At 62.0% G+C, this 25,861-nt stretch carries 28 protein-coding genes; 16 read left to right on the forward strand and 12 right to left on the reverse strand.

The annotated features are described in order from the left end of the window. The first annotated feature begins 7 nt into the window (after nucleotides 1–7). The 7 genes from atpA (at nucleotide 8) to L1K66_RS12850 (ending at nucleotide 7,278) form a co-directional block, all read left to right on the forward strand. Nucleotides 8–1,537, forward strand: coding sequence for a F0F1 ATP synthase subunit alpha (gene atpA / locus L1K66_RS12820; RefSeq protein ID WP_034954616.1), 1,530 nt, complete (start codon nucleotides 8–10; stop codon nucleotides 1,535–1,537). 27 nt (nucleotides 1,538–1,564) lie between these two features. After that, nucleotides 1,565–2,434, forward strand: coding sequence for a F0F1 ATP synthase subunit gamma (locus L1K66_RS12825; RefSeq protein WP_252258220.1), 870 nt, complete (start codon nucleotides 1,565–1,567; stop codon nucleotides 2,432–2,434). 2 nt (nucleotides 2,435–2,436) lie between these two features. Then, the gene (locus tag L1K66_RS12830) at nucleotides 2,437–2,796 is read left to right on the forward strand and encodes a hypothetical protein (RefSeq protein ID WP_252258221.1); all 360 of its coding nucleotides are present in this window, start codon (nucleotides 2,437–2,439) and stop codon (nucleotides 2,794–2,796) included. Between the two features lie 26 nt (nucleotides 2,797–2,822). Then, nucleotides 2,823–4,280: a F0F1 ATP synthase subunit beta gene (atpD, locus tag L1K66_RS12835; protein WP_034954620.1), complete on the forward strand. Its 1,458-nt coding sequence runs from the start codon at nucleotides 2,823–2,825 to the stop codon at nucleotides 4,278–4,280. Between the two features lie 6 nt (nucleotides 4,281–4,286). After that, complete coding sequence (locus L1K66_RS12840; protein ID WP_252258222.1) at nucleotides 4,287–4,544, forward strand: ATP synthase F1 subunit epsilon; 258 nt, start codon at nucleotides 4,287–4,289, stop codon at nucleotides 4,542–4,544. A gap of 128 nt (nucleotides 4,545–4,672) precedes the next feature. Next, a complete protein-coding gene (locus tag L1K66_RS12845; RefSeq protein WP_407931948.1) occupies nucleotides 4,673–6,811 on the forward strand; it encodes a prolyl oligopeptidase family serine peptidase in 2,139 nt (712 codons plus the stop codon). Nucleotides 6,812–7,035: 224 nt separating this feature from the next. Continuing rightward, nucleotides 7,036–7,278 (forward strand): DUF1153 domain-containing protein, encoded by a 243-nt coding sequence (locus L1K66_RS12850; RefSeq protein ID WP_252258223.1) that lies wholly within the window; start codon nucleotides 7,036–7,038, stop codon nucleotides 7,276–7,278. 50 nt (nucleotides 7,279–7,328) lie between these two features. Here the strand turns inward: L1K66_RS12850 and L1K66_RS12855 are convergent, their stop codons facing one another. Then, a complete protein-coding gene (locus L1K66_RS12855) occupies nucleotides 7,329–7,595 on the reverse strand; it encodes an HNH endonuclease (protein WP_252260509.1) in 267 nt (88 codons plus the stop codon). An 8-nt stretch (nucleotides 7,596–7,603) separates the two neighbouring features. After that, complete coding sequence (glmU, locus tag L1K66_RS12860; RefSeq protein WP_252258224.1) at nucleotides 7,604–8,968, reverse strand: bifunctional UDP-N-acetylglucosamine diphosphorylase/glucosamine-1-phosphate N-acetyltransferase GlmU; 1,365 nt, start codon at nucleotides 8,966–8,968, stop codon at nucleotides 7,604–7,606. Nucleotides 8,969–9,044: 76 nt separating this feature from the next. Between glmU and L1K66_RS12865 the strand changes: the two genes are divergently transcribed. From L1K66_RS12865 to L1K66_RS12880, 4 genes are all read left to right on the forward strand, one after another. Next, the gene (locus L1K66_RS12865; RefSeq protein ID WP_252258225.1) at nucleotides 9,045–9,728 is read left to right on the forward strand and encodes an HAD-IA family hydrolase; all 684 of its coding nucleotides are present in this window, start codon (nucleotides 9,045–9,047) and stop codon (nucleotides 9,726–9,728) included. A gap of 145 nt (nucleotides 9,729–9,873) precedes the next feature. Further along, a complete protein-coding gene (locus L1K66_RS12870; protein WP_252258226.1) occupies nucleotides 9,874–10,803 on the forward strand; it encodes an SDR family NAD(P)-dependent oxidoreductase in 930 nt (309 codons plus the stop codon). A gap of 103 nt (nucleotides 10,804–10,906) precedes the next feature. Then, nucleotides 10,907–11,548 (forward strand): DUF4328 domain-containing protein, encoded by a 642-nt coding sequence (locus tag L1K66_RS12875; protein WP_034954632.1) that lies wholly within the window; start codon nucleotides 10,907–10,909, stop codon nucleotides 11,546–11,548. 66 nt (nucleotides 11,549–11,614) lie between these two features. Then, on the forward strand, nucleotides 11,615–12,787 hold the full coding sequence (locus L1K66_RS12880; RefSeq protein WP_252258227.1) for a hypothetical protein: 1,173 nt from the start codon (nucleotides 11,615–11,617) through the stop codon (nucleotides 12,785–12,787). Here the strand turns inward: L1K66_RS12880 and L1K66_RS12885 are convergent. Genes L1K66_RS12885 through L1K66_RS12900 form a run of 4 tightly spaced genes read right to left on the reverse strand, consistent with a single transcriptional unit; the run spans nucleotide 12,784 to nucleotide 15,883 of the window. Further along, on the reverse strand, nucleotides 12,784–13,149 hold the full coding sequence (locus L1K66_RS12885; RefSeq protein WP_252258228.1) for a DUF2794 domain-containing protein: 366 nt from the start codon (nucleotides 13,147–13,149) through the stop codon (nucleotides 12,784–12,786). The two genes, L1K66_RS12880 and L1K66_RS12885, sit on opposite strands and share 4 nt — an antisense overlap. Then, nucleotides 13,149–13,871 (reverse strand): serine O-acetyltransferase EpsC, encoded by a 723-nt coding sequence (epsC, locus tag L1K66_RS12890; protein ID WP_252258229.1) that lies wholly within the window; start codon nucleotides 13,869–13,871, stop codon nucleotides 13,149–13,151. The genes L1K66_RS12885 and epsC overlap by 1 nt, the downstream gene beginning before the upstream one ends. A 57-nt stretch (nucleotides 13,872–13,928) precedes the next feature. Next, a complete protein-coding gene (locus L1K66_RS12895; protein ID WP_252258230.1) occupies nucleotides 13,929–14,570 on the reverse strand; it encodes an HdaA/DnaA family protein in 642 nt (213 codons plus the stop codon). 11 nt (nucleotides 14,571–14,581) lie between these two features. Continuing rightward, entirely contained in the window at nucleotides 14,582–15,883 is a 1,302-nt protein-coding gene (locus L1K66_RS12900; protein WP_252258231.1) for a heavy-metal-associated domain-containing protein, read from the reverse strand. Nucleotides 15,884–15,953: 70 nt separating this feature from the next. Between L1K66_RS12900 and purM the strand changes: the two genes are divergently transcribed. Genes purM through L1K66_RS12920 form a run of 4 tightly spaced genes read left to right on the forward strand, consistent with a single transcriptional unit; the run spans nucleotide 15,954 to nucleotide 19,519 of the window. After that, nucleotides 15,954–17,051 carry a phosphoribosylformylglycinamidine cyclo-ligase gene (purM, locus tag L1K66_RS12905; RefSeq protein ID WP_252258232.1) on the forward strand — a complete coding sequence of 366 codons (1,098 nt, stop codon included), beginning with the start codon at nucleotides 15,954–15,956 and terminating at the stop codon, nucleotides 17,049–17,051. Further along, nucleotides 17,044–18,021, forward strand: a complete 978-nt coding sequence (gene purN / locus L1K66_RS12910; RefSeq protein WP_407931949.1) for a phosphoribosylglycinamide formyltransferase — start codon at nucleotides 17,044–17,046, stop codon at nucleotides 18,019–18,021. The genes purM and purN overlap by 8 nt, the downstream gene beginning before the upstream one ends. After that, entirely contained in the window at nucleotides 18,018–18,314 is a 297-nt protein-coding gene (locus L1K66_RS12915) for a hypothetical protein (protein ID WP_252258233.1), read from the forward strand. Before purN ends, L1K66_RS12915 begins: the two co-directional genes overlap by 4 nt. Next, on the forward strand, nucleotides 18,314–19,519 hold the full coding sequence (locus L1K66_RS12920; protein WP_252258234.1) for a sulfotransferase: 1,206 nt from the start codon (nucleotides 18,314–18,316) through the stop codon (nucleotides 19,517–19,519). Before L1K66_RS12915 ends, L1K66_RS12920 begins: the two co-directional genes overlap by 1 nt. On the opposite strand, the gene L1K66_RS12925 is transcribed toward L1K66_RS12920, so the two are convergent. The 6 genes from L1K66_RS12925 to L1K66_RS12950 all read right to left on the reverse strand — a co-directional run bounded on the left by L1K66_RS12925 (nucleotide 19,516) and on the right by L1K66_RS12950 (nucleotide 23,241). Then, on the reverse strand, nucleotides 19,516–19,944 hold the full coding sequence (locus L1K66_RS12925) for a hypothetical protein (protein ID WP_252258235.1): 429 nt from the start codon (nucleotides 19,942–19,944) through the stop codon (nucleotides 19,516–19,518). The two genes, L1K66_RS12920 and L1K66_RS12925, sit on opposite strands and share 4 nt — an antisense overlap. A gap of 105 nt (nucleotides 19,945–20,049) precedes the next feature. Continuing rightward, complete coding sequence (ndk, locus tag L1K66_RS12930) at nucleotides 20,050–20,472, reverse strand: nucleoside-diphosphate kinase (RefSeq protein ID WP_252258236.1); 423 nt, start codon at nucleotides 20,470–20,472, stop codon at nucleotides 20,050–20,052. A gap of 112 nt (nucleotides 20,473–20,584) precedes the next feature. Next, nucleotides 20,585–21,097, reverse strand: coding sequence for a hypothetical protein (locus tag L1K66_RS12935; RefSeq protein ID WP_252258237.1), 513 nt, complete (start codon nucleotides 21,095–21,097; stop codon nucleotides 20,585–20,587). 59 nt (nucleotides 21,098–21,156) lie between these two features. Continuing rightward, nucleotides 21,157–21,591 (reverse strand): DNA polymerase III subunit chi, encoded by a 435-nt coding sequence (locus tag L1K66_RS12940; RefSeq protein WP_252258238.1) that lies wholly within the window; start codon nucleotides 21,589–21,591, stop codon nucleotides 21,157–21,159. A gap of 22 nt (nucleotides 21,592–21,613) precedes the next feature. After that, nucleotides 21,614–21,769 carry a DUF2256 domain-containing protein gene (locus L1K66_RS12945; protein WP_252258239.1) on the reverse strand — a complete coding sequence of 52 codons (156 nt, stop codon included), beginning with the start codon at nucleotides 21,767–21,769 and terminating at the stop codon, nucleotides 21,614–21,616. 11 nt (nucleotides 21,770–21,780) lie between these two features. After that, nucleotides 21,781–23,241, reverse strand: a complete 1,461-nt coding sequence (locus L1K66_RS12950; protein ID WP_252258240.1) for a leucyl aminopeptidase — start codon at nucleotides 23,239–23,241, stop codon at nucleotides 21,781–21,783. A gap of 142 nt (nucleotides 23,242–23,383) precedes the next feature. Here L1K66_RS12950 and L1K66_RS12955 point away from each other — a divergent pair, with 142 nt between their 5' ends. Next, entirely contained in the window at nucleotides 23,384–25,666 is a 2,283-nt protein-coding gene (locus L1K66_RS12955) for an LPS-assembly protein LptD (protein WP_252258241.1), read from the forward strand. Nucleotides 25,667–25,861: the final 195 nt, after the last annotated feature.

Genomic DNA, 25,861 nt, shown 5'->3' on the forward strand with positions numbered 1-25,861 from the left:
TAGAAACATGGAAATTCGCGCCGCAGAAATCTCCAAGGTCATCAAGGACCAGATCGCCAATTTCGGCACCGAAGCGCAGGTGAGCGAAGTCGGCACCGTGCTGAGCGTGGGTGACGGTATCGCCCGCATCCACGGCCTCGACAAGGTTCAGGCCGGTGAAATGGTCGAATTCGCCAACGGCGTTCAGGGCATGGCTCTGAACCTCGAAGCCGACAACGTCGGCGTCGTGATCTTCGGCTCGGACGCCGAGATCAAGGAAGGCGACACCGTCAAGCGGACCGAAACCATCGTGGACGTTCCCGTCGGCAAGGGCCTGCTGGGCCGCGTTGTTGACGCTCTGGGCAACCCGATCGACGGCAAGGGCCCGATCGAATCGACCGAGCGTCGCCGCGTCGAAGTGAAGGCTCCGGGCATCATCCCGCGCGAATCGGTTTCGGAACCCGTGCAGACCGGCCTCAAGGCTGTGGACGCTCTCGTTCCCGTCGGCCGTGGCCAGCGCGAACTGATCATCGGCGACCGTCAGACCGGCAAGACCGCTGTCGCGATCGACACCTTCATCAACCAGAAGGGCGTGAACGAAGGCGATGACGAATCGAAGAAGCTGTACTGCGTCTATGTCGCCGTCGGCCAGAAGCGTTCGACCGTTGCCCAGATCGTGAAGCAGCTCGAAGAAAACGGCGCGATGGAATACTCCATCGTCGTCGCCGCGACCGCTTCGGAGCCCGCACCACTTCAGTACCTCGCGCCCTACACCGGCTGCGCAATGGGTGAATTCTTCCGCGACAACGGCATGCACGCCGTGATCGTGTACGACGACCTTTCGAAGCAGGCTGTGGCCTATCGCCAGATGTCGCTGCTGCTGCGTCGTCCTCCGGGCCGCGAAGCATATCCGGGCGACGTGTTCTATCTCCACAGCCGCCTGCTTGAGCGCGCTGCTAAGATGAACGGCGACAACGGTTCGGGCTCGCTCACCGCGCTGCCGATCATCGAAACCCAGGCAGGCGACGTGTCGGCCTATATTCCGACCAACGTGATCTCGATCACTGACGGCCAGATCTTCCTCGAAACCAACCTGTTCTATCAGGGCATCCGTCCGGCGATTAACGTCGGCCTGTCGGTTAGCCGCGTCGGCGGTGCCGCTCAGACCAAGGCGATGAAGAAGGTTTCGGGCTCGATGAAGCTCGACCTTGCGCAGTACCGTGAAATGGCGGCGTTCGCGCAGTTCGGTTCGGACCTCGACGCATCGACGCAGAAGCTGCTCAACCGCGGCGCGCGTCTGACCGAGCTGCTCAAGCAGCGTCAGTTCAACCCGATGCCGTTCGAAGAGCAGACCGTGTCGATCTTTGCCGGCACCAATGGCTTCGTCGATTCGATCCCGGTTGACCGCGTGAACCAGTACGAAGAACAGATGCTGGCGTATTTCCGCAGCGAACACGCCGATGTGCTCGCCGAAATCCGCACCAGCGGCAAGTTCGAGGACGACACCAAGGCGAAAGTCGTGGCCGGCCTCGAAGCTTTCGCCAAGCAGTTCGCCTGATCGACCCCAGCTAGACGGAGCGCCTAAGTGCCCTCACTCAAGGAACTCAAAGGTCGGATCAACTCGGTCAAATCGACCCAGAAGATCACCAAGGCCAAGCAGATGGTCGCGGCGGCCAAGCTCCGCCGTGCCCAGAGCGCTGCCGAAGCCGCGCGCCCCTATCAGGAACGTCTGGCCGCGGTCATGGCGAGTCTCGCGGGGAAGGTTTCGGGCGATAGCGCTCCGAAACTGCTCGCCGGGACCGGCAGCGACCAGCGTCACCTGCTTGTCGTCGTAAACACCGACAAGGGCCTGTGCGGCGGTCTGAACTCCAACCTCGTCAAGGCTGCCAAGGCCAAGGCGCAGGACCTGCTTGCCGCTGGCAAGACGGTGGAATTCTACCTCGTCGGCAAGAAAGGCCGCGCCCCGCTCAAGCGTGAACACGCCGAGCGGATCACCGGCGGTTTCGACACTTCGACCGTGAAAACCCCCGGTTTCGAAGAAGCCGACGCCATCGCCGCCGAACTGATCGGCATGTTCGAAGGCGGCAAGTTCGACGTCGCACACCTGATCTTCCCGACCTTCAAGTCGGCACTGGCTCAGGAACCGACCGTCAACCAGCTGATCCCGGTCCCCTCGCCCGACAACGCCGACGCTGGCGATGCCGTGGTCGAATACGAACCGGGCGAAGAGGAAATCCTCGAAGAGCTGCTGCCGCGCTACGTCAAGACGCAGCTGTTCGGCTCTCTGCTTGAGCGCGAGGCATCGGAGCAAGGCGCTTCGATGACCGCGATGGACAACGCGACGCGCAATGCAGGCGACCTCATCAACAAGCTGACCATTCAATACAACCGCAGCCGTCAGGCCGCGATCACTACCGAACTCATCGAGATCATCGCTGGGGCGGAGGCACTGTAATCATGAATTTTTCCGTTCTCAAACTGGCGACCATCGCGCCGATCGTGCTGCTTGCGGCATGTGGCGAGGAACCGGCTCCGGCGCCTGCCCCGGTCGAAACAACCGCAGCGGCAGAACCCGAAGCCCCGTCGATTCCGCCGCCCGACGGCACCTTCTTCAAGGAAGCCTTTGCCAAGACCTGTCCGAATGCAAAACCGGTGAACACCGCCGCTTGCAAGCGCGCAGGAATGGGCTCACCCGAGGTCATCTGTGAATTCGGCCTCGGCGACGACGAATATCTGCGTAACAAGACCACTCTGGTCCAGGGCGAAACCGAATGGGAAATCGCCGACCCCGAAACCACTTGCGCACTTGGCGCCTAAGCATCTGACGAAAGCAGGACAGTAAAATGGCCACCGCACCCGTACTCAACCAGACCACAAACGGCACCATCAGCCAGGTCATCGGCGCTGTCGTTGACGTGCAGTTCGAAGGTGAACTGCCCGCGATCCTTACCGCGCTGGAGACCAAGAACGACGGCAAGACGCTCGTTCTCGAAGTCGCGCAGCACCTCGGTGAAAACACCGTCCGCACCATCGCAATGGACGCCACCGAAGGCCTCGTGCGCGGTCAGGAAGTGATCAACACCGGCGCGCAGATTTCCGTGCCGGTCGGCCCCAAGACGCTGGGCCGCATCATGAACGTCGTCGGCGAAGCCATCGACGAGCGTGGCCCGATCGGTGCCGAAATGACCGCTCCGATCCACGCAGAAGCACCGGCCTTCATCGACCAGTCGACCGAAGCCAGCATTCTCGTCACCGGGATCAAGGTGATCGACCTGCTCGCCCCTTACGCAAAGGGCGGCAAGATCGGCCTGTTCGGCGGCGCCGGCGTGGGAAAGACCGTGCTGATCCAGGAACTGATCAACAACATCGCGAAGGGTCACGGCGGCGTGTCCGTGTTCGCCGGCGTGGGTGAGCGCACCCGCGAAGGTAACGACCTTTATCACGAATTCCTCGACGCCGGCGTTATCGCCAAGGACGCCGACGGCAACGCCACCAGCGAAGGTTCTAAGGTGGCACTCGTGTTCGGCCAGATGAACGAGCCTCCGGGCGCACGCGCACGCGTCGCTCTGTCGGGCCTGACGATGGCGGAATACTTCCGCGATCAGGAAGGCCAGGACGTGCTGTTCTTCGTCGACAACATCTTCCGCTTCACGCAAGCCGGTTCGGAAGTGTCGGCACTGCTCGGCCGTATTCCTTCGGCCGTGGGCTACCAGCCGACCCTGTCGACCGACATGGGCAACCTGCAGGAACGCATCACCTCCACCACCAAGGGTTCGATCACCTCGGTGCAGGCGATCTACGTGCCGGCTGACGACCTTACCGACCCTGCTCCGGCAACCTCGTTCGCTCACCTTGACGCGACGACCACGCTGAGCCGTGCGATTTCGGAACTCGGCATCTACCCGGCCGTGGACCCGCTGGACTCGACCAGCCGCGTTCTCGAACCGCGCGTTGTCGGTCAGGAGCACTATGAAACAGCTCGCCGCGTTCAGGAAACGCTGCAGAAGTACAAGTCGCTGCAGGACATCATCGCCATTCTCGGGATGGACGAGTTGTCGGAAGAGGACAAGCTGATCGTGGCGCGTGCGCGCAAGATCCAGAAGTTCCTGTCGCAGCCGTTCCACGTGGCAGAAGTCTTCACCAACATCCCCGGCATCTTCGTGCAGCTCGAAGACACGATCAAATCGTTCAAGGCCGTGGTCGATGGCGAATACGATCACCTGCCCGAAGCCGCCTTCTACATGGTCGGCGGGATCGACATGGTGGTCGAAAAGGCCGCCAAGCTGGCTGAAGAGGCGTAAGGCATCATGCCCCTGCACTTTGAACTCGTAACCCCGGCCAAGCTGGTCCGTTCGGAAGACGTCCACATGGTCGTCGTCCCCGGCACCGAAGGCGAATTCGGTGTGCTCGAAGGCCATGCGCCTTTCATGAGCACGATCCGTGACGGCGCCGTGCAGGTCTACAAGACCGAAGGCAGCGCGCCGGAAACAATCGAAGTGCGCGGCGGCTTTGCCGAGGTAGGCGATACCGGCCTGACGGTGCTCGCCGAGCACGTCGAAGGCTGATCCGGCCTGTCACAATCAGAACAAACGAAAGGGCGGCCAAATGGTCGCCCTTTTTCGTTTGAAGGGCTTCACATTCCCCCCCTTCCCCGGCACAACTTCACCATTCCCACCCCCACAGGAGAGGACATTTGAAACTTGTTTCAACGCTTGCACTGGCGGCAGTCATGACGATCGGCGCGACCACTTCGGCACTGGCCGATGCCCACATGGACGAATCCGGCGTCCCCGGCCCTGAACAGGATCCCTACATCTGGCTTGAGGAAGCGCGCAGCGAAGAGGCGCTCGACTGGGTTCGGGCCGAAAACACCCGTACGCTCGCCGCGCTGGAAACCGATCCCCGGTTCGAGGAACTGAAAGCCGAAGCGCTCGCCATCTTCGACAGCGAAGACCGCATCCCCTTCGTCAGCTTCCGCCCTGACGGTCTCTACAATTTCTGGCAGGACAAGGATAACCCCAAAGGCGTTCTGCGCCGCACGACGCTCGAAAGCTATCAGACGGACAATCCCGAATGGGAAGTCGTCCTCGACATTGACGCGCTGGCCGCGGCAGAGGGCAAGGAATGGGTCTACAGCGGATCGTCCTGCCTCCCGCCCGAACAGAACAAGTGCATGATCGCACTCTCCGATGGCGGTGAGGATGCCACCATCATGCGCGAATTCGACATGGCGACCAAAAGCTTCGTCGAAGGCGGCTTCGTGATCGAAGAGAAAAGCCAGGGCGGCGTGTCATGGTTTGACGAAGACACGTTGCTGGTTGGGCGCGATTTCGGCGAAGGCACGCTGACCGAAAGCGAATATCCCTTCACCAGCCGTGTATGGAAGCGCGGCACACCTCTGTCCGAAGCCAAGGAAATCTTTCGTGGCGAAGCCAGCGACGTCTGGGCGGGTGCCAGCATCCTGCGCGACAACACCGGAACAATTCATGCAACCACCGCTTTCCGGGGCGTGAGCTTCCACGAAAGCGAATACTTCGTCCTTGATCCGAATACCTATGAGTGGATCAAGCTCGACATCCCCAAGAAGGCTTCGCTCTATGGCATTGTCGACGGGCACATTCTGGTGACCACCGATGTCGATTGGGAAGTGGACGGCCAGACCTTCCCCGCTGACAGCCTGATTGCGATGGACCTTGAGGAGTGGAAGGCCGATCCCAACGGTGCGGCCAAGACGCTCGTTTGGGCTCCAGGTGAACGCCAGACCAAGCGTGGCGGCGCGATCACCGGCAATTCGCTGTTCGTGACGCTGCTCGACAATGTTGTGAGCAAGGTGCTGGAGTTCAATCACGACGGCAGCGCATGGGTCAGCCGGGAGGTTCCCCTGCCCGACAACGCCACCATCGGCATTGCGGCCAGCTCCAACGAAACCGATCAGATCATGTACACCGTCAGCGATTTCCTCAATCCGACGACGCTGTATTACACTGACGGTTCAGCCGATCCTGCGGTGTTGAAGACCTCGCCCGCCTATTTCGACCCTGCGGGCATGGAAGTCGAACAGCACGAAGCCACCAGCGCCGACGGGACGAAGATCCCCTATTTCATCGTCAAGCCTGCCGGCATGGAGATGAACGGCGAAACGGCGGTGCTGATGACGGGCTATGGCGGTTTCCAGATTCCGCGCCTGCCCGGATACCTCGGCTCCACCGGCAAGATGTGGATGGAGCGCGGCGGGGCCTATGTGCTCGCCAACCTTCGCGGTGGCGGTGAATTCGGCCCCGGCTGGCACCAGACCGCGATCCGCGAGAACAAGCAGCGCACCTGGGACGATTTTATCGCCGTGGGTCAGGATCTGGTGGACCGTGGCTTCACCTCGCCCGAGCATTTGGGCATTCAGGGCGGATCACAGGGGGGCCTTCTGGTCGGCACCGCGTTCACCCAGCGTCCGGACCTGTTCGGCGCGGCGATCGTGCAGATCCCGCTGTTCGACATGCTGCGCTATCACCTGATCGGGCGCGGGGCATCGTGGATTGGCGAATATGGCGATCCGCGCATTCCCGAACAGCGCGCATGGATCGAAGGGTATTCGCCCTATCAGAAGATCGTTGAAGGCGTGGATTACCCCACTCCGTTCCTGTGGGCCTCGACTGCGGATGACCGCACCCACCCTGCGCATGCGCGCAAGGGTGCTGCGCGGCTCAAGGAACTGGGGCAGCCCTATTACTACTATGAAGACATGACCGGCGGCCATTCGGGCGGGGTCGACAACGAACAGCGGGCCAAGCTTCAGGCGCTGCAATACATCTATCTGATGCAGCAATTGATGGACTGACAAGGCGCGACTCAGCGTCAGATAAAGGGGCGGCTTCCATTGCGTAAGCCGCCCCTTTTTGTCGGGCAAATCAACGGCCTGTAAAACAGTCCGACACTTTCCCCTCGGCTCGTCGCACGCGCGGCACAAAGAGCGTCGTCAATGCGGGCTTAACCATGTTCGGCAGGCTGTCGTTAAGTCTTCGGGCAAATCCTCGTCTCGACAGGGATACAAAGGAGACGAAAATGGCATACCCCCGCAATATGTCGATCGCTGATGCGATCAAACGATACGGCCTACCCAAAAGCCACAAGGTGCACTGGTCCCCCGCGCGCAAGGCGGAAGTGGTGCGCGCAGTGCATGATCGCGCGATCAGCTTTCACGAGGCGCGTGAGCGTTACCTGCTGAGCCGCAGCGAATTCGAGGAATGGGAGCGCGAATACGCCGCCACCAGCATCACAAGCTCCAGCAATCTGGAAGACGCCTGACGCCCCCGCGTCCTTCCGGAAAACGCGCACCGGCGCGGCGGACGTGTCCCCTAACCCGAACGCCGCGTCGGGGCATGAAAATCTGGTGGCTTGGATGCGACCCATTCGACGAACTTCGCGATCGCCGGGTCGTGCAGCAAGACCTCGGGATCATCCCCGATCCGCGCCAGCTGGGCATTGGTGAAGGTCGCATGGATGGTGCGGTGGCAGATGGGGTGGACTGGCACAGTCACCCGCCCCTTCTTCGCCTTGGGCACCGGATGATGCCACTGGATTCGCGTTTCGAACGGGCGGCCGCACAGCCAGCAATGGAGCATCGGCTCGCTCACTTGCCCTTTTTCGCCGCCGCCTTTTTCTTCTTCTTCATCGTGTCATGGAAGCGATCAGCCCACCCTTGCTTCACCAGCTGTTCGCCGCGCACCATGCGCAGATCACCCGCGCCGACATCACGGCTGACGGCTGAACCGGCGGCGACGATCGCATCCGCTCCGATGGTGACGGGGGCGATCAGCGCGCTGTTCGATCCGATGAAGGCACGCTCGCCGATCACGGTCTGATACTTGAAATAGCCGTCGTAATTGCAGGTGATCGTACCCGCACCGATGTTCGCATTCGCGCCGACGGTTGCATCGCCGAGATAGGTCAGATGGCTAGCCTTGGCACCGGGGCCAAGCGTCGCCTTCTTCACCTCGACGAAGTTGCCGACGAAACTGCCTTCCTCCAGCACCGCGCCCGGCCGCAAGCGGGCAAAGGGGCCGACTTGAACTCCGGTGGCAAGACTCGCGCCCTCAAGATGCGAATAGGCCTTGATATGCACGCCGTCGGCAACGGTGACGCCGGGGCCGAACACGACGTGCGGTTCGACAGTGACATCACGGCCGAGAACAGTGTCGTAGCTGAAGAACACGGTTTCAGGCGCCTTCAGCGTCGCCCCGTCCGCCATGGCTTCCTCGCGCCGGGCGGCCTGCCAGCGCGCCTCTGCACCGGCCAGCTCGGAGCGCGAGTTGATCCCGGCGACTTCGTCCGGATCATCGGTGATCACGACTTCGCAGCGACGCCCGTCGGCAATCGCAATGTTGACGATGTCGGGCAGGTAGTATTCGCCCTGAGCATTGTCGTTCTGCACGCGGGAAAGCAGCGTGAACATGTCCTTCGCGCTAGCTGCCATCAGGCCCGAATTGCACAGGTGGCAGGCTCGCTCGCCCTCGTCCGCGTCCTTGTATTCGACCATCTTTATGATCTGGCCGTCATCATCGGCGATGATGCGACCGTATTGCAGCGGGTCTTCAGGCTCAAAGCCGAGCACCACCACGGCCGGAGCACCATCCGAATGCAGCCGGTCGAGCATGGCGCGCATGGTTCCTGCCCGCACGAAGGGCACATCGCCGTAAAGCACCAGCACATCGCCATCGAAACCGCTCAGCAGCGCCTCGGCCTGCTGCACGGCGTGGCCGGTACCCAGTTGAGGCTCTTGCAGGCAGGTTTCAGCCCGCCCGCTAACCGCCGCTTCGATCTGGTCACGCCCGGCGCCCACCACCACGACCTGACGCGCGGCGCCCAGCGTATCGACAGAAGCCATCAGGTGATCCAGCATGGCGCGCCCTGCGATCGGGTGCAGCACCTTGTGCAGGTCGCTCTTCATGCGGGTGCCCTTGCCCGCAGCAAGGATAATGGCGGCGAAATCAGTCATGCGCTCTCCCTTAGACCGCGCCGCGCATGCCAGCAAATGCTTGCGGTTTGAAGTCGTATCCGTCACCGCCCTGCGAATGAGTGATTTTCCCTTTCAGGCCGTGGGTTTCGATCTCGACGGCACGCTGCTCGACACATTCCGCGATCTGGGCGCGGCGGTGAATCATGCGCTGGCCTTGGGCGGGTTCGACCCGGTTCCGGTCGACAGTTCGAAAGACCTGATCGGCGGCGGGGCGAAGATCATGCTGGCGCGCGCGGTTGAGGCACAGGGCGGAATGCCGGAGGAAGACTTCCGCGCACTCTACAAGGCGATGTTGAAATATTACGCCGATCACAATGCGGTCCATTCCGCGCCCTACCCCCATGCCCGCGAAGTTGTCGCCGAATTGCAGGCGCGCGGGGTCAAGGTCGCGGTGGTCACGAACAAGTTCGAAGAATTCGCCCGCTCGATCCTGACGCAGCTCGACTTTATCGCGCCGTTCGAAACGGTCATCGGCGGCGACAGCATGGGCAAAGGGCCGGACGGCACATTCCTGTCCAAGCCGCATCCAGAGCCCGTTATCGAGGCGCAGAGGCGCTGTGGCGGCGGCCGTTTCGCCTTTGTCGGCGACAGCACCTATGATGTGCGCGCGGCACGAGGAGCGGGCGTTCCGGTGATCGCGGCGGCTTACGGTTATTGTGACAGGGCCCCGCACGAACTGGGCGCAGATGGCGTGATTGATTCGCTTGCCGGGCTGATCGGCGCGCTTGAGGCGCTTTGAGGCACGGCCTGACCCTACGGCATAGCGCCAGCACAAAACGCGCTGTTGCAAGCGCACCCAGAAAGTGCCACGCAGCGCGCGCAGAATAGCTTTACGCGCGCGTCAAGTGCGCTCCCCCACGCAAGAGAGGATGGAAGGAAAAATCATGAGCATCGATTTCAAAGGCAAGGTAGCCATCGTCACCGGCGCTGGCGGCGGTCTGGGCAAGGCCTATGCGCTTGAGCTCGCACGGCGCGGTGCCAAGGTCGTCGTCAACGATCTGGGCGGTTCGCGCGACGGCACCGGCCATTCGGACATGGCGCTGCAGGTGGTCGAGGAAATCGAGAAGGCCGGCGGCGAAGCCATGTCGAACGGCGGCAGCGTCACCGAATACGAACAGATGGAAAAGATGGTTGCCGACGCCAAGCAGAAGTGGGGCGGCGTGCACATCCTGATCAACAACGCCGGCGTGCTGCGTGACAAGACCTTCCACAAGATGACCCCGGAAGATTTTGAGTTCGTGCTCAAGGTGCACCTGACCGGTTCGGCCTTCGTCACCAAGGCGTGCTGGGAAACCTTCCGCGAACAGGCCTATGGCCGCGTGCTGATGACGGCATCGTCGACCGGCCTGTTCGGCAACTTCGGCCAGGCCAACTACGGCGCGGCCAAGCTGGGTCTTGCCGGTCTTACCAAGACGCTCCAGCTCGAAGGCGCGAAGTACAATATCCGCTGCAACACGCTGTCGCCGGTTGCCGGAACGCGCATGACCGAAGACCTCTTCCCCGAAGAAGCCTTCAAGCTGTTCGCGCCTGAAAACGTCGTGCCTGCGGCGCTGTTCCTCGTCAGCGAAGACGCCCCCACCAACGCCATCGTCGGCGCTGGCGCAGGCGGCTACCACTCTTCGTGGACGGTGATGAACGACGCCGTCTGGCTGCCCGAGGAAGATCGCACCGTCGAAGGCTTCGCCGCACGGTGGGAGGAAATCAATTCCTTCACCAACCTGATCGCGCCGCAATCGGGCAGCGAACAGTCGGGCAATATTCTGAAGGCAATGCAAAAGGTTACCGGCACCGGCCCGTCCAGCGCACGCGGATAATCGCCAGCCCGATCATTTGAGACTTGCAAAAATGCGGCCCTCGCGCAGAACAGCGCGGGGGCCGTTTGCATTTGGGGCGCACGGCACATCAAGGGTCGTATCAATGCAAGCTGACAATCTGCGCACTCCCGCGCTGATCGCCACCATCCTCGCTTGGGCTGTGGTCGGTTTCACAATGCTGTCCGCGCTGTCACATCTGTTGTGGCTGGTCAGCTATACGCAAATGGCGGAAACGCCGATGATGATGGCGGTCGCGGGCGGTTCCGGGATCTTGAGCAATCTGGCGTTTTACCCGTCGATCATCGCGGTGATGATCTGGACCTACAAGGCAAACGCCAATCTCCATCGCGCGGGCATCACGGGCCTCAATTACTCCCCGGCCTGGGCGACGTTCAGCTTTCTCGTCCCGATCATCAATCTGTTCGTGCCACTGCGGGCCATGCGCGAATTGGCCAATCGCAGCGCAGGTGAACCTGAGGAGCTGGCGGCCGCCGACGTGGACGAAATCCAGAGCTGGTGGGCGGCCTGGATCGGCTCGATGATTGTCGGAGCCTTTGTCGGCTACACCGAACTGGTCAATCTGATCCCGTGGCTGTTCCTGACCACCCCGTTCTGGGCAACGCAGGGTCTGATTGTGCTCGCCAATCTGCTCACCGCCGCATCGGCTTTCTTCCTGATCAAGGTGATTCAGCTGATCACCAGCAATCAGCAAGGCGGGATGGGCGTGGTTGCCACCTTCGAGTAGCGCCCCAAGGTGTGTTGACATTGTAATACACCAAGCCTAGCCTTCCGACAAATTGGGAGAGAGCTGTTGTATAGCGAAGACGATATCAACTCCGCCGTGGCCGCTGGGGCGCTGAGCCCCGAATCTGCCGCCAGCTTCCGCGCGCATATGACCAAGGTTCGCGAACTGCCGCGCGGATCGGAAGAAGATTTCCGCCTGATCAACAGCTTCAACGACATTTTCGTCGCCATTGGCGTGGTTATCCTACTGCTCGCCATGGGCGCGATCGGGCAGACCATTGCCGACTTGATCGTCCCGGTCGAGGACTTCCTCGCCATGGCACAAGGCGACTATTCCGAGGTCGAGTGGGCGCGCTGGGAGCAGCAGAATTCGCTCAACGATGCGCTTCAGGGATGCTTTGCCGGATTGCTGGTGGCCGTTGCCGCTTGGCCGCTAGCGGAATTCTTCACCCGGAAACGGCGCATGGCGCTGCCTTCGATCATCCTGCTGCTGGCCTTCGTCGGCGGCGTCTTTGCGACGATCTTCGGCATCGGCATGGCCTCGTTCGCGCAAGGCAATGATCAATTGGGCGCGGTCGCGATATCGGTTGCCGCGCTTGCCGCAGCCGGAGCCGCCTATGTTCACTGGCGCCGGTTCATGGTGCCCATCACCGTAGCCGCTGGCACCGCAGCGGTTGCAGTAACTGTGATAGCCCTGATCCTTTCCGCCATCGGGCCGGCTTTGATCAACGAAGACACGGTTCTCGCCATGGTCTTCGTCGCGGGTCTGTGCGTGTTTGCCTTTGCCATGCGCTGGGACATATCGGATCGGGAACGCATTACCCGTCGCAGCGATGTCGCGTTCTGGCTGCACCTGCTCGCCGCTCCGATGATTGCACATCCCGTGTTCGCACTTTTCGGCGTTACCGAAGGCAACAATCTGGGCGTCGGTGCGGCTCTGGGCGTTGTCGCCGTCTATGTGGCGTTCGGGCTTTTGGCTCTGGTAGTTGACCGCAGGGCCTTGCTGGTATCGGCGCTGGCCTATGTGCTGTTCGCGCTCAGCTTCCTGTTCGAAGAATTTGGCGCAGTGGAGCTTGGCTTTGCGCTGACGGCGCTGGTGATCGGATCGGCATTGCTGAGCCTCTCGGCCTTCTGGCAACCCATCCGGCGCTCAGTCGTCGCCGCCCTTCCCGCAGCATGGCAGGAAAAACTGCCTGCGACGCAGGACGCAGCCCTGCCGGTTACCGCAGCGACAGCCTAGTCCTCGACCGCCTTGACGAGGCGACGCTCCATCGGAGCGAGGACATTGGCGAGTTCATGACCACGCTTCATGACCTGACCATGCTCGCCGAACAGCGTGTACATGCCCTGTTTGTTGCGCAGCGCCGGACGTTTCTCGATCCGCGCCTGCGGGCGTTCTGCCGTGCGGCGGAACGCGGCGAAGGTCGCGGCCTGACGGTCGAAATCCATCGCGTAATCGCGCCATTCCCCGGCGGCGACCATGCGGCCATACAGATCGAGAATGCGCTGAAGCTCCTCCCGATCAAACCCGACCTGCCCCGATTGCTGCCCGGGGAAAGCGACCACCCGGCCCGTGCCTGAGGGATCAAACCCCGAATTCATCAGTCGTCGGTTCCGCTTTTCTGGGTCAGATCCAGCGAGTGCTGGACCGGCTCGGCACTGGCTGGCTGCGCGGCCTTGATACTGGCGATTTCCGCACGGAGCAGCGAAAGTTCCGCTTCCAGCTTCTCGATGCAGTCAACCTTGTTGCCCTCGGCATCCTCGCACGGCGTGCCATAGGGGATGAAATCCTTGATCCACTCTTCCGCCGGAACCAGCGTCGAACGCGCCTTCAGCCCCACCATGGTCGCGCCTGCGGGGACATCCTCTGTCACCACCGCATTGGCGCCCACGCGCGCACGTTCTCCCACGGTGATCGGGCCAATGATCTGTGCGCCCGAACCGATAATCACATTGTCTGCCAATGTCGGGTGGCGTTTCCCGCCGATCCCGTTTGTGGGGTTCGTCCCGCCGAGCGTCACGCATTGGTAGATCGTAACATTATCGCCAATCTCGGCAGTCTCGCCGATGACGGTGAAGCCGTGATCGATGAAGAAATTCCGCCCGATCTTCGCACCCGGATGGATATCGATGGCGGTCAGCAGGCGGCTGATATGGTTGATAAGCCGGGCGAGGAAGAACAGCTTCGCGTCGAACAGCCAATGCGCCATTCGGTGAAACCCAAGCGCCCAGACCCCCGGGTAAAGCAGGATTTCCCAACGTGATCGCGGCGCGGGATCGCGCGCCATGACAGAGTCCAGATAGCTGGTGAGCCGATCGAACATTACTGGTTTCTCCCACCAAATGTGCGGAAATGCAAATGCAGCTCCGCTTGCGACGCTTCAAAGCAGTTTTTGTTGTTCGGGCCCATGCAAGGCTTCCAGCGCGGCCCTCCAGACAGACATGGTGGCAGGAGACTGGCGTTCAAGGCTGATGCGATCAATCGCCGCCACCAACGCCTCTATCGCCGCAAAACTGCGTCCGGTGCGCGGGACAAGATAATCCGCTGCGCCATCTGCGAGAGTGAGCGCGCGCGCTTCGGCATGGGCATGGATCAGTTCCGCAGCCATCGCATCGTCAGGTTCGCCAAGCGCGAGCTGCAATGACCCTCCAAGCCGTGACCTGAGATCAGGCAAGGCGATGTTCCACGGGGTGCTGTCCGCGATCAGCAGCAGCGGCTGCCCGGCCTGCGTCCCGCCTTGCTGCACCGCATTCCAGCGATGGAACACCTCGTCTTCGGGAAGCGCATCCGCGCCGTCCACCACCAATATCCCACGCCCGGCGGCCCAACGCCCGAGCAAGGACTTCCCTGAACGCTCAGGCCCCGTCAGCACCGCCGTATGGAACGGCCAGCGATCAGGTGTCTGCAAAGCCTCGATCACCGCCGAATTGGCATTGCCCACCACGATGCGCGCTGGCGTTTGCGATCCGCCGGGCGAAAGCGGCAGCGCGATCTGGGATGCGGGTTCCGGCTTGCGCGGCATCGCGACACCGATCAGCGGCTGATGGCGAGCGCGTTGGCACCCTCGCGCACGGCAAAGCCCCTTTCGCGCAGGGCCGCGGCCAGCGCGGGCAGTTCGCCGCCATAGCTGACGCTCATGACGGAGGTTCCACCCATCGCCGTGCTGGTTACGGCCACTCCGCGCACTCCCGGCACCTGCCGCATCGCCGCAAGCGTTGCGTCGAACGTAGCCGGATCCGGGGTTGCAAACTGCACCGCAAAGGCGCGCACAACAGCAGGAGCCTGCGTCGGCTGAGCCACGGGTATTGCAGCACCGGGCACAACAGCGGCAGCAGCGGCGGCCGCCGCCGCACTCTCACGCGCCTGAATTGCCCGGCCGATTTCAATCAAGCGGGTAATCGCCGGATCGACATCACCCGAACCGCCGAGACGCAGCGTAGGATCGGGCTGAAGCTTACCTGCGACAAGAGCCTGTTCGTATACCTCGTCCATCCGCGTCACTGCCCGCGTCAACATGTCAGGCAATTGGTCGGCACTTGCCGCCTCCAACTGGAAGCTTTCCAGCAGCCGGTTATCAGGGCCGTAACGGGCAACGAAAGTTCCCGTCACCGGCCCGCCGGGAAACTGGTGATCGAGCCGCGCGATCGCGACAAGCGCATCCGCCGCACCGAACTGGTCCAGCGTGGTGCGCCACCAGGCGCGGCTGCGCCGACCGGACTGGCCGAAATTGAGCAGCAGCGAGTCGCCACCCGCTCCGCTCGGGCGGACATAATCGATGCGGCTGGTGCCCGGATTGAATTCCGCCCATGCGCGTTGCCAAGGATTGCGGACTTCGAAACTGGTGTAGGCGCCGCCGCTGACCGTCACCGGGATAAGCAACATGGGCGCAGACGCCCTGGCCTGCGATGCTCCGCCAAGGAACCTTCCGGCGCGCTGCCGGTCAAACGTCACCCCAAGTGTCGCAACATAGCGTTTGGGAGCGATCCGCTCGCGCTGGATGACGATTGCCGACACCATGCCCGACAACTGGCTGTCCGACACGGACGGGCCACCCACCTGCTGCCACGCCTTGCGCTGCGCTTCGCGCCATGCCTGATCACGCGCTTCGGCTGCGGTGTCCGCTCTTACATCCACTTCGATCCCTCGAACGTCGATATCGGCGCTCGACGCTGTGGGCGCGATTCCGCGCTCGCCGGAAACCTGCGCCAGAACCAGCGCATAGCCACCGCCAAGCAAGGTGAGCGCAATCAACGCGCCCAGCGCCCAGCGCAGGCCGGGCACCAGAGACGGAAATTCTCGTTTTGCTGTGGCTGAAAGGTTCAAAATCGCGCTCACCGGGGAAATATCGGTTCCCTTTGCCCAAAGCGAAGTGGAATTCCAAGAGCGAATGGCTAAAGCACATGGCATGAGCTCAAAGAACACCTCCTACACCTACGCCGACGCCGGCGTGTCGATTGACGCGGGAAATGCGCTGGTAAAGGCCATCGCCCCTCTGGCGAAAGCAACCGCGCGCCCCGGAGCCACCAGCGAACTGGGCGGGTTCGGCGGTTTCTTCGACCCCAAGGCGGCAGGCTATAAAGACCCGCTGCTGGTGGCTGCCAATGATGGCGTCGGGACCAAGCTGAAACTGGCGATTGACCACGACCGGCACGATACGGTCGGCATCGATCTGGTTGCCATGTGCGTCAACGATCTGATCGTGCAAGGTGCCGAGCCGCTGTTCTTCCTCGATTACTTCGCCACCGGCAAACTCGAAAACGGTGTCGCGGAGCGGGTTGTCGCCGGGATCGCAGATGGCTGCAAGCAGGCCGGATGCGCGCTGATCGGCGGCGAAACCGCGGAAATGCCGGGGATGTACGCTGCAGGCGATTATGATCTTGCCGGGTTCTGCGTCGGCGCGGTTGAGCGCGGCGAACAGTTGACCGGGGACAAGGTTGCACCGGGCGACGTTCTGCTGGGGCTTGCATCGTCGGGTGTGCATTCGAACGGCTATTCGCTGGTCCGCCGTCTGGCGCAGGACAAGGGCTGGAAGCTCGACCGCCCTGCCCTGTTCGATCAGGAGCGCTTGCTGATCGACACCTTGATCGAGCCGACCCGCATTTACGTCGCCAGCCTGCTGCCGCTCGTGCGGGAGGGACTGATTGATGCGCTCGCGCACATCACCGGCGGCGGCCTGCTGGAGAACATCCCGCGTATCCTGCCCGAGGGCGCCCATGCACGGGTCGATGCCGATATGTGGCGCCAACCGCGCCTGATGGCGTTTCTGCAAGCCCAAGGCGCGATTGAGCCGGGTGAAATGGCCCGCACCTTCAATTGCGGGGTCGGCATGGTGCTGGCGGTAAAGCCCGACAATGTGGACGAAGTATGCCGCCGCCTGATCGAGGCGGGCGAGGACGTGTTCGGCGTCGGCGAAATCGTGGCGGGCGACAAGGGCTGCACCGTGCGCGGTTCCATGGGAACATGGTCTGCCACCGCCGATTGGGAAGCGACCCATCTTGGCTGAGAATTCCCGGCATAAGGCGAAGATTGCTGTCTTCATCTCGGGTGCCGGAACCAACATGGCGGCGCTGCTGTTTGCCAGCCGCCTGCCCGATGCCGCCTTCGAGATCGTCCTTGTGGCAAGCAACGTGCGCGATGCGGGCGGACTGGCGCTCGCCCGGCTCGAAGGCATCGAGACCTTCGCTCACCCGCACAAGGGCATGACGCGTGAAGATCACGATGCAGTGATGGAGAGCGCAGCGCAGCAAGCAGGCGCGGAATTCATCGTGCTGGCGGGGTACATGCGCATCCTTTCCGATGCCTTCGTCAATCGCTGGCAAGGCCGGATGCTCAACATCCATCCCTCGCTGCTGCCCAAGTACAAAGGGCTGGACACATTCGCCCGTGCAATCGCGGCGGGCGATAGCCATGCGGGTTCAAGTGTCCATATCGTCACGCCCGAACTCGATGCGGGCGAGGTTCTGGCCCAGTCGGTTGTCGCCATCGCGCCCGATGACACGCCCGAAACGCTGGGAGAGCGCGTCAAGCTGGCCGAGCACCAGCTCTATCCGCGAGCGGTCAACGAATATGTCTCGCGCGGGTTCGATCCGGCGTTTCTGCTGGGGCGGATACGCAAACTGGCGCTGGGCTTGCCCGAAACCCACGAACGGGAAAGTCACGGCTCGCCCGGATTTCGCGTCGGGAGCGAGAAATCGGGCAAGTTCTTCGCCCATTTTTCGGATCAGCATCACGGAACGCCGCATATCGCAGTGCTGGTCAAGACGTCTAGCATGGACGAGCTGCTCAGCCTCGTGGAAACCCAGCCCGAGGTCTATTTCAAACCGGCCTATTACGGCGCGAGCGGGTGGATCGGGTTGATCCTCAACCGGCCCGGCGTTGATTGGGATCATGTGGGCGAATGGCTGGAGCGAAGCTGGCGCGCGGTTGCGCCCAAGCGGCTTACCCGGATGATGGATATAGAAGACGAATTTTGAAGACGATGCTCCTCACTCTGGCAATCGGCCTGTTGCTGACGCTGAGCCTCGGCGCCTTCTCGGCGTGGCAGGCCTCGTCAGCCCCGATTGATTGCGTTGACAGCGACGGCCACGGACCCGATCCGGGCACGCTCGAGTGCGAAAGCTCGATCCGCTCGCAAATCGAAAACCGTCCGCAAATCATTCGGAGCGCCTTTCTCGCTCCGGTACCGTGGTCCGTCGCCATCATGGCCTATTTCCTGTTCGTTCAGGGCTTGAGCGCTTTTCTCAGGTCGCGCAGGATCGAATTCTGATGCCGCCGACCCGCGATCACCTTCTGGCGCGCAGCAAGCTGGCAGAGCGGGCCAATGCATTCCTTGGCATGGCATGGGAAAAAGGGTGGCTTCCCACGCCCGATCTCGACCCGCAGGCGCTCTGGGCGCAGGCGATCAAGGCACATGGAGCAGACGCCGAACATTACGGACGATCGCCAGATGATGTTGCCGATTTTCGCGAGCGGCTTGAACGGTTGTGCGCGGCGGTGGAGGCTGATGCCGATCTCAACCCGCTGGGCCGGGCCATGGCTTGGGGGCAATTGTCACGGGTTGTGAAGCACCGCCTGGCGTTCGGCGCGCTTTGGCGGGAGCGGCCCGGACTGCTCGAAACTCCCCTCGCCCCGCCAATCATCGTCATCGGCCATATGCGCAGCGGCACGACCCGTATTCATAAACTGCTCGCTGCCGATCCCGCGCATTCGCACACACGCTATTGCGATGCCTATCACCCGGTCCCTTCACGGCTTGGCATGAACCGGGTGAAGAGCGCGCTGGAAATCGCCATGCTGGGCGCGCTCAATCCGTGGATGCAATCGATCCACCCGATGGCCCCGGCGGAGGTCGAGGAGGAGCTGGCATGGATCTCTGCCGCGCTCCACCACTCGATCTACGAATCGCAGTGGCATATCCCGTCCTATTCGGCGTGGAGCGAGGAGCGCGATCCTGCCCCGATCTATCGCGAGATGGCCCGCATCCTGCAGACCGATGCTGCGCATCGACGCAATGCCGATCGCCCGCGCGTGATGAAAGTGCCCGCCTTTGCCGAAGATCTGCCCACGCTGATGGCGCAATTCCCTGAGGCGAGGCTGGTGATCGCAGGCCGCGACAGGGTCGAGGTGCACCGCAGCGCAGTTTCGCTTTGTGCCAACCAGATGGCGATCCAGTCCGACACCTGTGACCTTGGCCAGATCGAAGAACTGTGGTGGCACAAGATCGCCTTGCGCGAAGGCCGGATGGCGGCGGCTTTGGCTCAGTGGAAAGGCCCGATTGCCCGCATGGACTTCACCGCGTTGGGAGAGGACTGGGAGCGTGAGATCACGCGCTGCTATGCGGAGCTCGGTCTCGACCTCAAGGATGAAGCGCTCACCGCGATGCGCGCCCAGATGGCAGGCAGCGAAACGGGCAAGCACACCGGCCATTCGGAGCAATTGCGCCGGTTCGCGTACAGCGAGTCTTCTGGTTAGCTCTTTTCGCAAACACCGCTATGAATGCGGAATTGGCCGACACCCGTCACAGTGCGAAACTGGCCGTCGATCATACGCTGGCTGACAACGCTAGTGTGTGCGTGGGCATAGCTTCCGTTCCAGGCCATCTGCATCGTCGCGCTCGCGGACCAGCACCGGAGCGAGTATTGCTCAGCTTTACAATTGTAGGTCACAAATGTGCGCGGCAGGTCCGTACCCTCCGTCAGTCCGCGCATGCGCGCGGATTGGCGGTCAGCAGCCAGAATGAGCTCAAAACGCTGAAGCGGGTGGCTTTCTGACGTGCTCCCTCCTTCTTCAAGTGTGACGCGCTCTCTCGTAATATCGCTGCAAATATAGCGCTGCTCGCTGTTTTGCGCGGCCAGCGGGACGGCAGAGGCAGCAATGATCAGGGCCAGTTTCTTCATGGATTTGTCCTCAACTCCTGCACAGCGACCGTAGGCTAAAAGCGACAGAAATGAAAAGGGCCGCCCTAACGGACGGCCCTTTGAAACCTTCGTTGCTCGAGGAGCCTATCCGACGATTTCGTCGTCCGAGAAGAAGAACGCGATTTCGATCGCGGCGTTTTCTTCGCTGTCCGAACCGTGGACGGTGTTTTCGCCGATCGACAGTGCGAGTTCCTTGCGGATCGTGCCGGGGGCGGCGTCAGCCGGGTTGGTGGCGCCCATCACTTCGCGGTTGCGGGCGACGGCGTCTTCGCCTTCAAGCACCTGAACAACCACCGGCTCGCTCATCATGAATTCGACGAGTTCACCGAAGAAGGGGCGTTCCTTGTGGACGGCGTAGAAGCCTTCGGCCTGTTCCTGGGTCATGCGGATGCGCTTCGAAGCAACGACGCGCAGGCCGGCGTCTTCCAGCATCTTGGTGACGGCGCCGGTCAGGTTACGCTTGGTCGCGTCGGGCTTGATGATCGAAAAGGTGCGGGTGACCGCCATGGTTCGTATTCCTTGTAAGAGAGGTGCGCGCGAAATCGCGAGCCGGGGTGAATTCCGGCGCGCCCTTAGCCTTGGTGAAGGATCAGTTCAAGCTTCGCTTGCGCAAGGGCGCTCAGCGCCGCTCTTCGCCGATGGTCAATTGCCCCATCGTCAGACCGTCGTCTCCGGTGGGATAGGCGGTAATCGAAAAGGTCGTGCCGGTCGCCTCGTTTTCACCGCCCAGCATCTTTCCGCCGTTCATCGTCGTTTCGATCTGGATCGCAATCCCGGCGGATTCCGCCTGCTGGCGATAAAAGGCAGCGATATCTTCCGGGCCCTTGTCAGTCGTGAAAGTCACCATGGCGCCCCGTCCATCGGCCTGATCGACGACGGTGTTGCTGACCACGGTTGCGCCCGGCATCAACGCGAAACCGGCGGGCAGATCGACCGGCACATCGCTGCCGGAGCGCATCGACACTTCGCCATCGGGGGTATCGAGAGTGACATTCGTTTCACCCGTCTCGTAATCGACGGAGTATTCGCCCTCCTCGCCGTCTTCGGTAGTGAAGTCGCCGGATGCTTCCGAACCGCAGGCGGCCAGACCAAGCGTTGCGGCCGCAATCAAGGTTACACCGGAAAATCTCATCGTTTCATCTCCCTCCGAACGCGAAGAACATCGCGCATCCCCACATTTGGCGCAAGCGATCAGCGTTTCTTGACCCACCTGCCGTCGACTTGCTCGAAATAGGAACGTTCAAGTCCAGTTACGCTGTCCAGTTCGCTCCACGTCCGCCGCGCAGCCTGTTTGGTGTCCTCATCGAACAGCAGGAAGGCGCGCTCAAATCCAGCGGGGTCGCGGTATGCGCCATCGGCAAACACCACATGGCTTGCCCCATTGGCACGATCCAGTGTGTCTGCGAGCAGGATCGGCTGAAGCTCGGCGCCGGGATCGCTGGCCTCGCCATTGGCAAGGAAGTGTTCGGGGCCGGACTTCCACAATCCGCGCGAAATGGCCTCGCGTTGCTCCAGGTCACCGCTGACCACCAGCAGTCTTTCGCCGCCATCCATCACCCGTTGGGCGATGAGGGCGACAACCTTTTCGACCGGATCGCGCGAAAGTTGCCAGAAATCGATCTTCATGTGCCCTTTCGCCCCGCCAGTCTCAGTTGGCTGCAGTCCTCTTGCTGCGTTTGCACCGTTCCGAACAATAGCGCACGTTGTCCCAATCGCGCTCCCATTTCTTGCGCCAGGTGAACGGCAGCCCGCAAGTCTCGCAGATTTTCGATGGCAGGTCCGATTTCTTGCGCATTTTCGGCATGCGCCGGACCCCTACCCTTCGACGTTGTCAGCCACGAACTGGTCGATCAGCCGCGCGCCGTATCCGGTTGCACCCTTGTCGTGGGTGTGACCGGGCTTGTCGGCCCATACCATGCCCGCGATGTCGCAATGCGCCCAAGGGGTGCCCTTCTTGATGAAGCGGTGCAGGAATTGCGCCGCCGTGATCGAACCGGCCCAGCGCCCGCCGATGTTCTTCATGTCGGCGATCGGGCTGTCGATCAGCTTGTCATAGGCAGAGCCGATCGGCATCCGCCACAGCTTGTCCCCGGTTGCAGTACCCGCTCCCAGCAGCTGGTTGGCGAGGTTATCGTCATTGGCGAACAGCCCGCCGTGCTCATTGCCGAGCGCGATGATCATCGCCCCGGTCAACGTCGCGAAATCGACGATGCGGGCAGGATCATACTGCTCTTGCGCCCAATGCAGAGCGTCGCACAGCACCAGCCGCCCTTCGGCATCGGTGTTGAGCACTTCGACCGTCTGGCCGCTCATGGTGGTGACGACATCGCCGGGGCGCTGCGCATTGCCATCGGGCATGTTTTCGACCAGCCCCATCACGCCGATGACATTTGCCTTTGCCTTGCGCCGAACCATCGCCAGCATACCACCGGCAACGGCCCCTGCACCGCCCATGTCCCACTTCATGTCTTCCATGCCCGGTGCCGGCTTGATCGAGATACCGCCGGTGTCGAAGGTCACGCCCTTGCCGACAAACACGGTCGGCTTTTCGTCCTTTTCGCCGCCGTTCCAGCGGATCGCGAGCAGGCGCGATTCCCGGCGCGAACCCTGACCCACGCCCAGCAGCGCACCCATGCCGAGCTTTTCCATCTCGGCTTCGTCCAGCACGGTGATTTCCGCGCCCGTGTCCTTGAACGCGTCCTGGCAAGCCTCGACGAAGGTTTCGGGGTAAAGGATGTTTGCGGGCAGCGTGACGAGGAACTTTGTGAACTCGACACCCTCGGCAATGGCTGCCGCGCGGTCCCACGCCGCCTCGGTTCCAGCCGGAGCGTTCAGCACATGGACTTTTGCCAGTGAAACTTTCTTGTCCTCTGCAAGCTTGGTCCGATACTTGTCGAACGACCAGCTGCGCAGCCTGACGCCGAGAAGAACTGCCACCGCGTCATCGGCCGACAGGCCCGCGTGACCAAGATCAAGAACCATTTGCGCTTCGCCTGATCGCAGATACTTTCCAATCAAGGCCGCTCCAGCGCGCTCAAGGTGATTCTTGCGCTTGTCAGAACCGGCCTCACCTGCTCCGGCCACCGCCATGCGCTTCGTTTCGCCATCGGCTGTGACGAAGCCTTCGAACACCTGCCCGGCGCTGCCCTTGAACCGGGATGCCTCAGCGCCATCGACAAAGGCAGCGTCCAGATCGCTCATCCCTTCGCCCTGATTGACGACCCGCGCAACGAGGCGGACTTTGGCGGGAGACGTATCGGTGAAGAGGATTTTCATGCTCGCTCCGGAATTGGTCGGCCCCGGTCGGGACCTGTGATAAAATCGGCTGGACCGGCGATATCACTCGCCTGATCCCGGCTGGGAAATTGCCCCAGGAATGGCGATTGCGATTAGGCGCGAGCAGTGCAATAGGCAAGCCATGACGGGAGTATCAATGGGCCGCGCCGTGACAGCGAGCGACCGCGTTCTTGCGCGCTGCATGACCAGCCCACTGGCGCTCGGCGCCTTGGCGCTGGCAGCGCTTGCCCATACCGCGCCCGCAATTGCCCAGGAAAACGCTGCACCCGCCGATCAGGTTTCGGTGGAAGTCGACGGAAACGGGGAACGGATCACCTTCGAGGCTGATCAGGTCACCTACGACAACGAAGCCGACACACTCACCGCGCGCGGCACTGTCATCCTGCGCAGCGATCAGGCTTCGGTGCGTGCCAATGAAGTCGTCTGGGATCGCAAGACCGGCGAAATCGTCGCGCGCGGCAACATCCGGTTTGTGGAGAAGAACGGCAATCAGGTCTTCACCGAAAGCTTGACCCTCAATGACCGGTTTGAAGCCGGGGCTATGGATGAGCTGTTGTTGGCGCTGCGTGCAGGCGGCAGGCTTGCCGCTCGATCCGCCCAGCGCAACGAGGACGGGACGGTCGCGCTTACCGATGCGGCCTATTCCGCCTGCGCCGTTGTCGACGAAGACGGCTGCAACCGGGACCCGAGCTGGCGGATCACCGCCGATCGCGTGAGCTACGATCCTGCTAATGAACGGGTCAGCTTCGACGGGGCGATGCTTGAGTTGTTCGGGGCCCGCGTGCTGCCCCTGCCAGGCCTTGCGATCCGCACAGACGGGCGCGCGGAAAGCGGCTTTCTGGTTCCGGACATCCGCATCGATCAAGTCAACGGGCTGGAGCTTTCCGGGGATTATTACTGGCGCATTTCCGATAATCAGGATTTGACCATCGGCGCCTCGGTCTATTCCGAAGTTGCACCAATGGTGCGTGGGCAATGGCGACACCTCACAGAAAAGGGCGCCTACCAGATCACGGGCTATGCCACGTCGAGCAGCCGGGTATCGAATTTCGGACAAGCGCCTACGACTCAAAGCGACCCGCGCGGCTATCTGTTCGCCAACGGCCGGTTTGTCATTTCGCCTGACTGGAGCGTTACAGGATCAGTCCGGTTGGCGAGCGACCGCACCTTCCTTCGCCGCTACGATCTCAGCCGCGACGATCGCCTGCGTTCGACATTCAACATCGAACGCATCACCGACGATTCCTATTTAAGCCTTGCCGGTTGGGCCACGCAGACGCTGCGGATCAACGCCGAACAGGGGCAGATACCGCTGGCGATTCCGGCACTGGATTATCGCCATATCCTGAAGAACCCGGTGCTGGGCGGTCAGGTCCAATTGCAAGCCAACACGCTCAGCCTGATCCGCAACGAAGGTCAGGACACGCAGCGCGCCTTTGCCGGTGCCCGATGGGATTTGCGCAGGCTCACCGAATTCGGACAGGTCGTGACCCTCACCGGATTGGTGCGCGGCGACGTCTACAATACGCAAAACACGCTGGCCACGATCACCAATGTGTATCGCGGAAACGAGGGCTGGACCGCGCGCGGCGTGGCGACTGCCGCGCTCGACATCGAATGGCCTTTCGTCGGGGAAGCCTTTGGCGGGACTCAAGTGTTCAAGCCGCGGCTGCAATTCGTCGCCAGCCCGCCGATCCGCAACCTTGCCGTGCCCAACGAGGACGCGCGCGCGATCGACCTTGAGGATTCAAACCTTTTCGCACTCAACCGCTTCTCCGGGTATGACCGGGTGGAAGACGGAGCGCGGGTAACTTGGGGCGTCGACTGGGAGCTCACCAAGCCGGGCTGGCGGGTCAAATCGACCATTGGCCAATCGTACCGCTTCAGCACCGAAAGAGAGATTTTCCCCGACGGGACCGGCCTGTCCGAGCGCGTTTCGGACTTCGTCGGGCGGACGGAAGTGCGGTTCCGCAACGATCTCAAGTTCACCCATCGCTTCCGGCTCGACAAGGACAGCTTTGCAATCCGCCGCAACGAAATCGACGCCACCATCGGTTCGCAACGCAATTACTTCGAAGTCGGCTACCTGCGCCTCAATCGCGACATCCAGACTGTCGAGGACTTGCAGGACCGCGAGGAATTGCGCGCCGCTGGCCGGTTTACCATCGGTCGGCATTGGTCGGTGTTCGGCTCCGGCGTGGTCAACCTGACCAGTGCCGCCGAAGACCCCGTATTCAGCCCTGACGGTTTCGAGCCGATCCGCACCCGGCTCGGCGTTGCCTACAGCGACGACTGCATCGAGTTCGGAGCAACCTTGCGCCGTGACTTCATCGACGCTGGCGACGCGCGCGCCGGCAACAGTTTCCAGTTCTTTTTCGCCCTTCGCAACCTCGGCTTCCGCTAACCCTTTGGCGGACACGTTGGCAGCGCGCGAAAAACGGGTTAAGGGGCGCGAAAGCTGGCGCTCAGTAACCGTTAAGCCGCGTTCAGCCACTTTCAGGCTGCTCTAGGTGTGGCGCAATTGGCCGGTGCGAAGAGGGGTCGCACTTGGCGGGATTTATTACAAACCGGGATTGAAATCGTGACGTTCAAGGCATTT

It is taken from the genome of Erythrobacter aurantius, from assembly GCF_023823125.1.
In the GTDB taxonomy this organism is placed as follows: domain Bacteria; phylum Pseudomonadota; class Alphaproteobacteria; order Sphingomonadales; family Sphingomonadaceae; genus Erythrobacter; species Erythrobacter aurantius.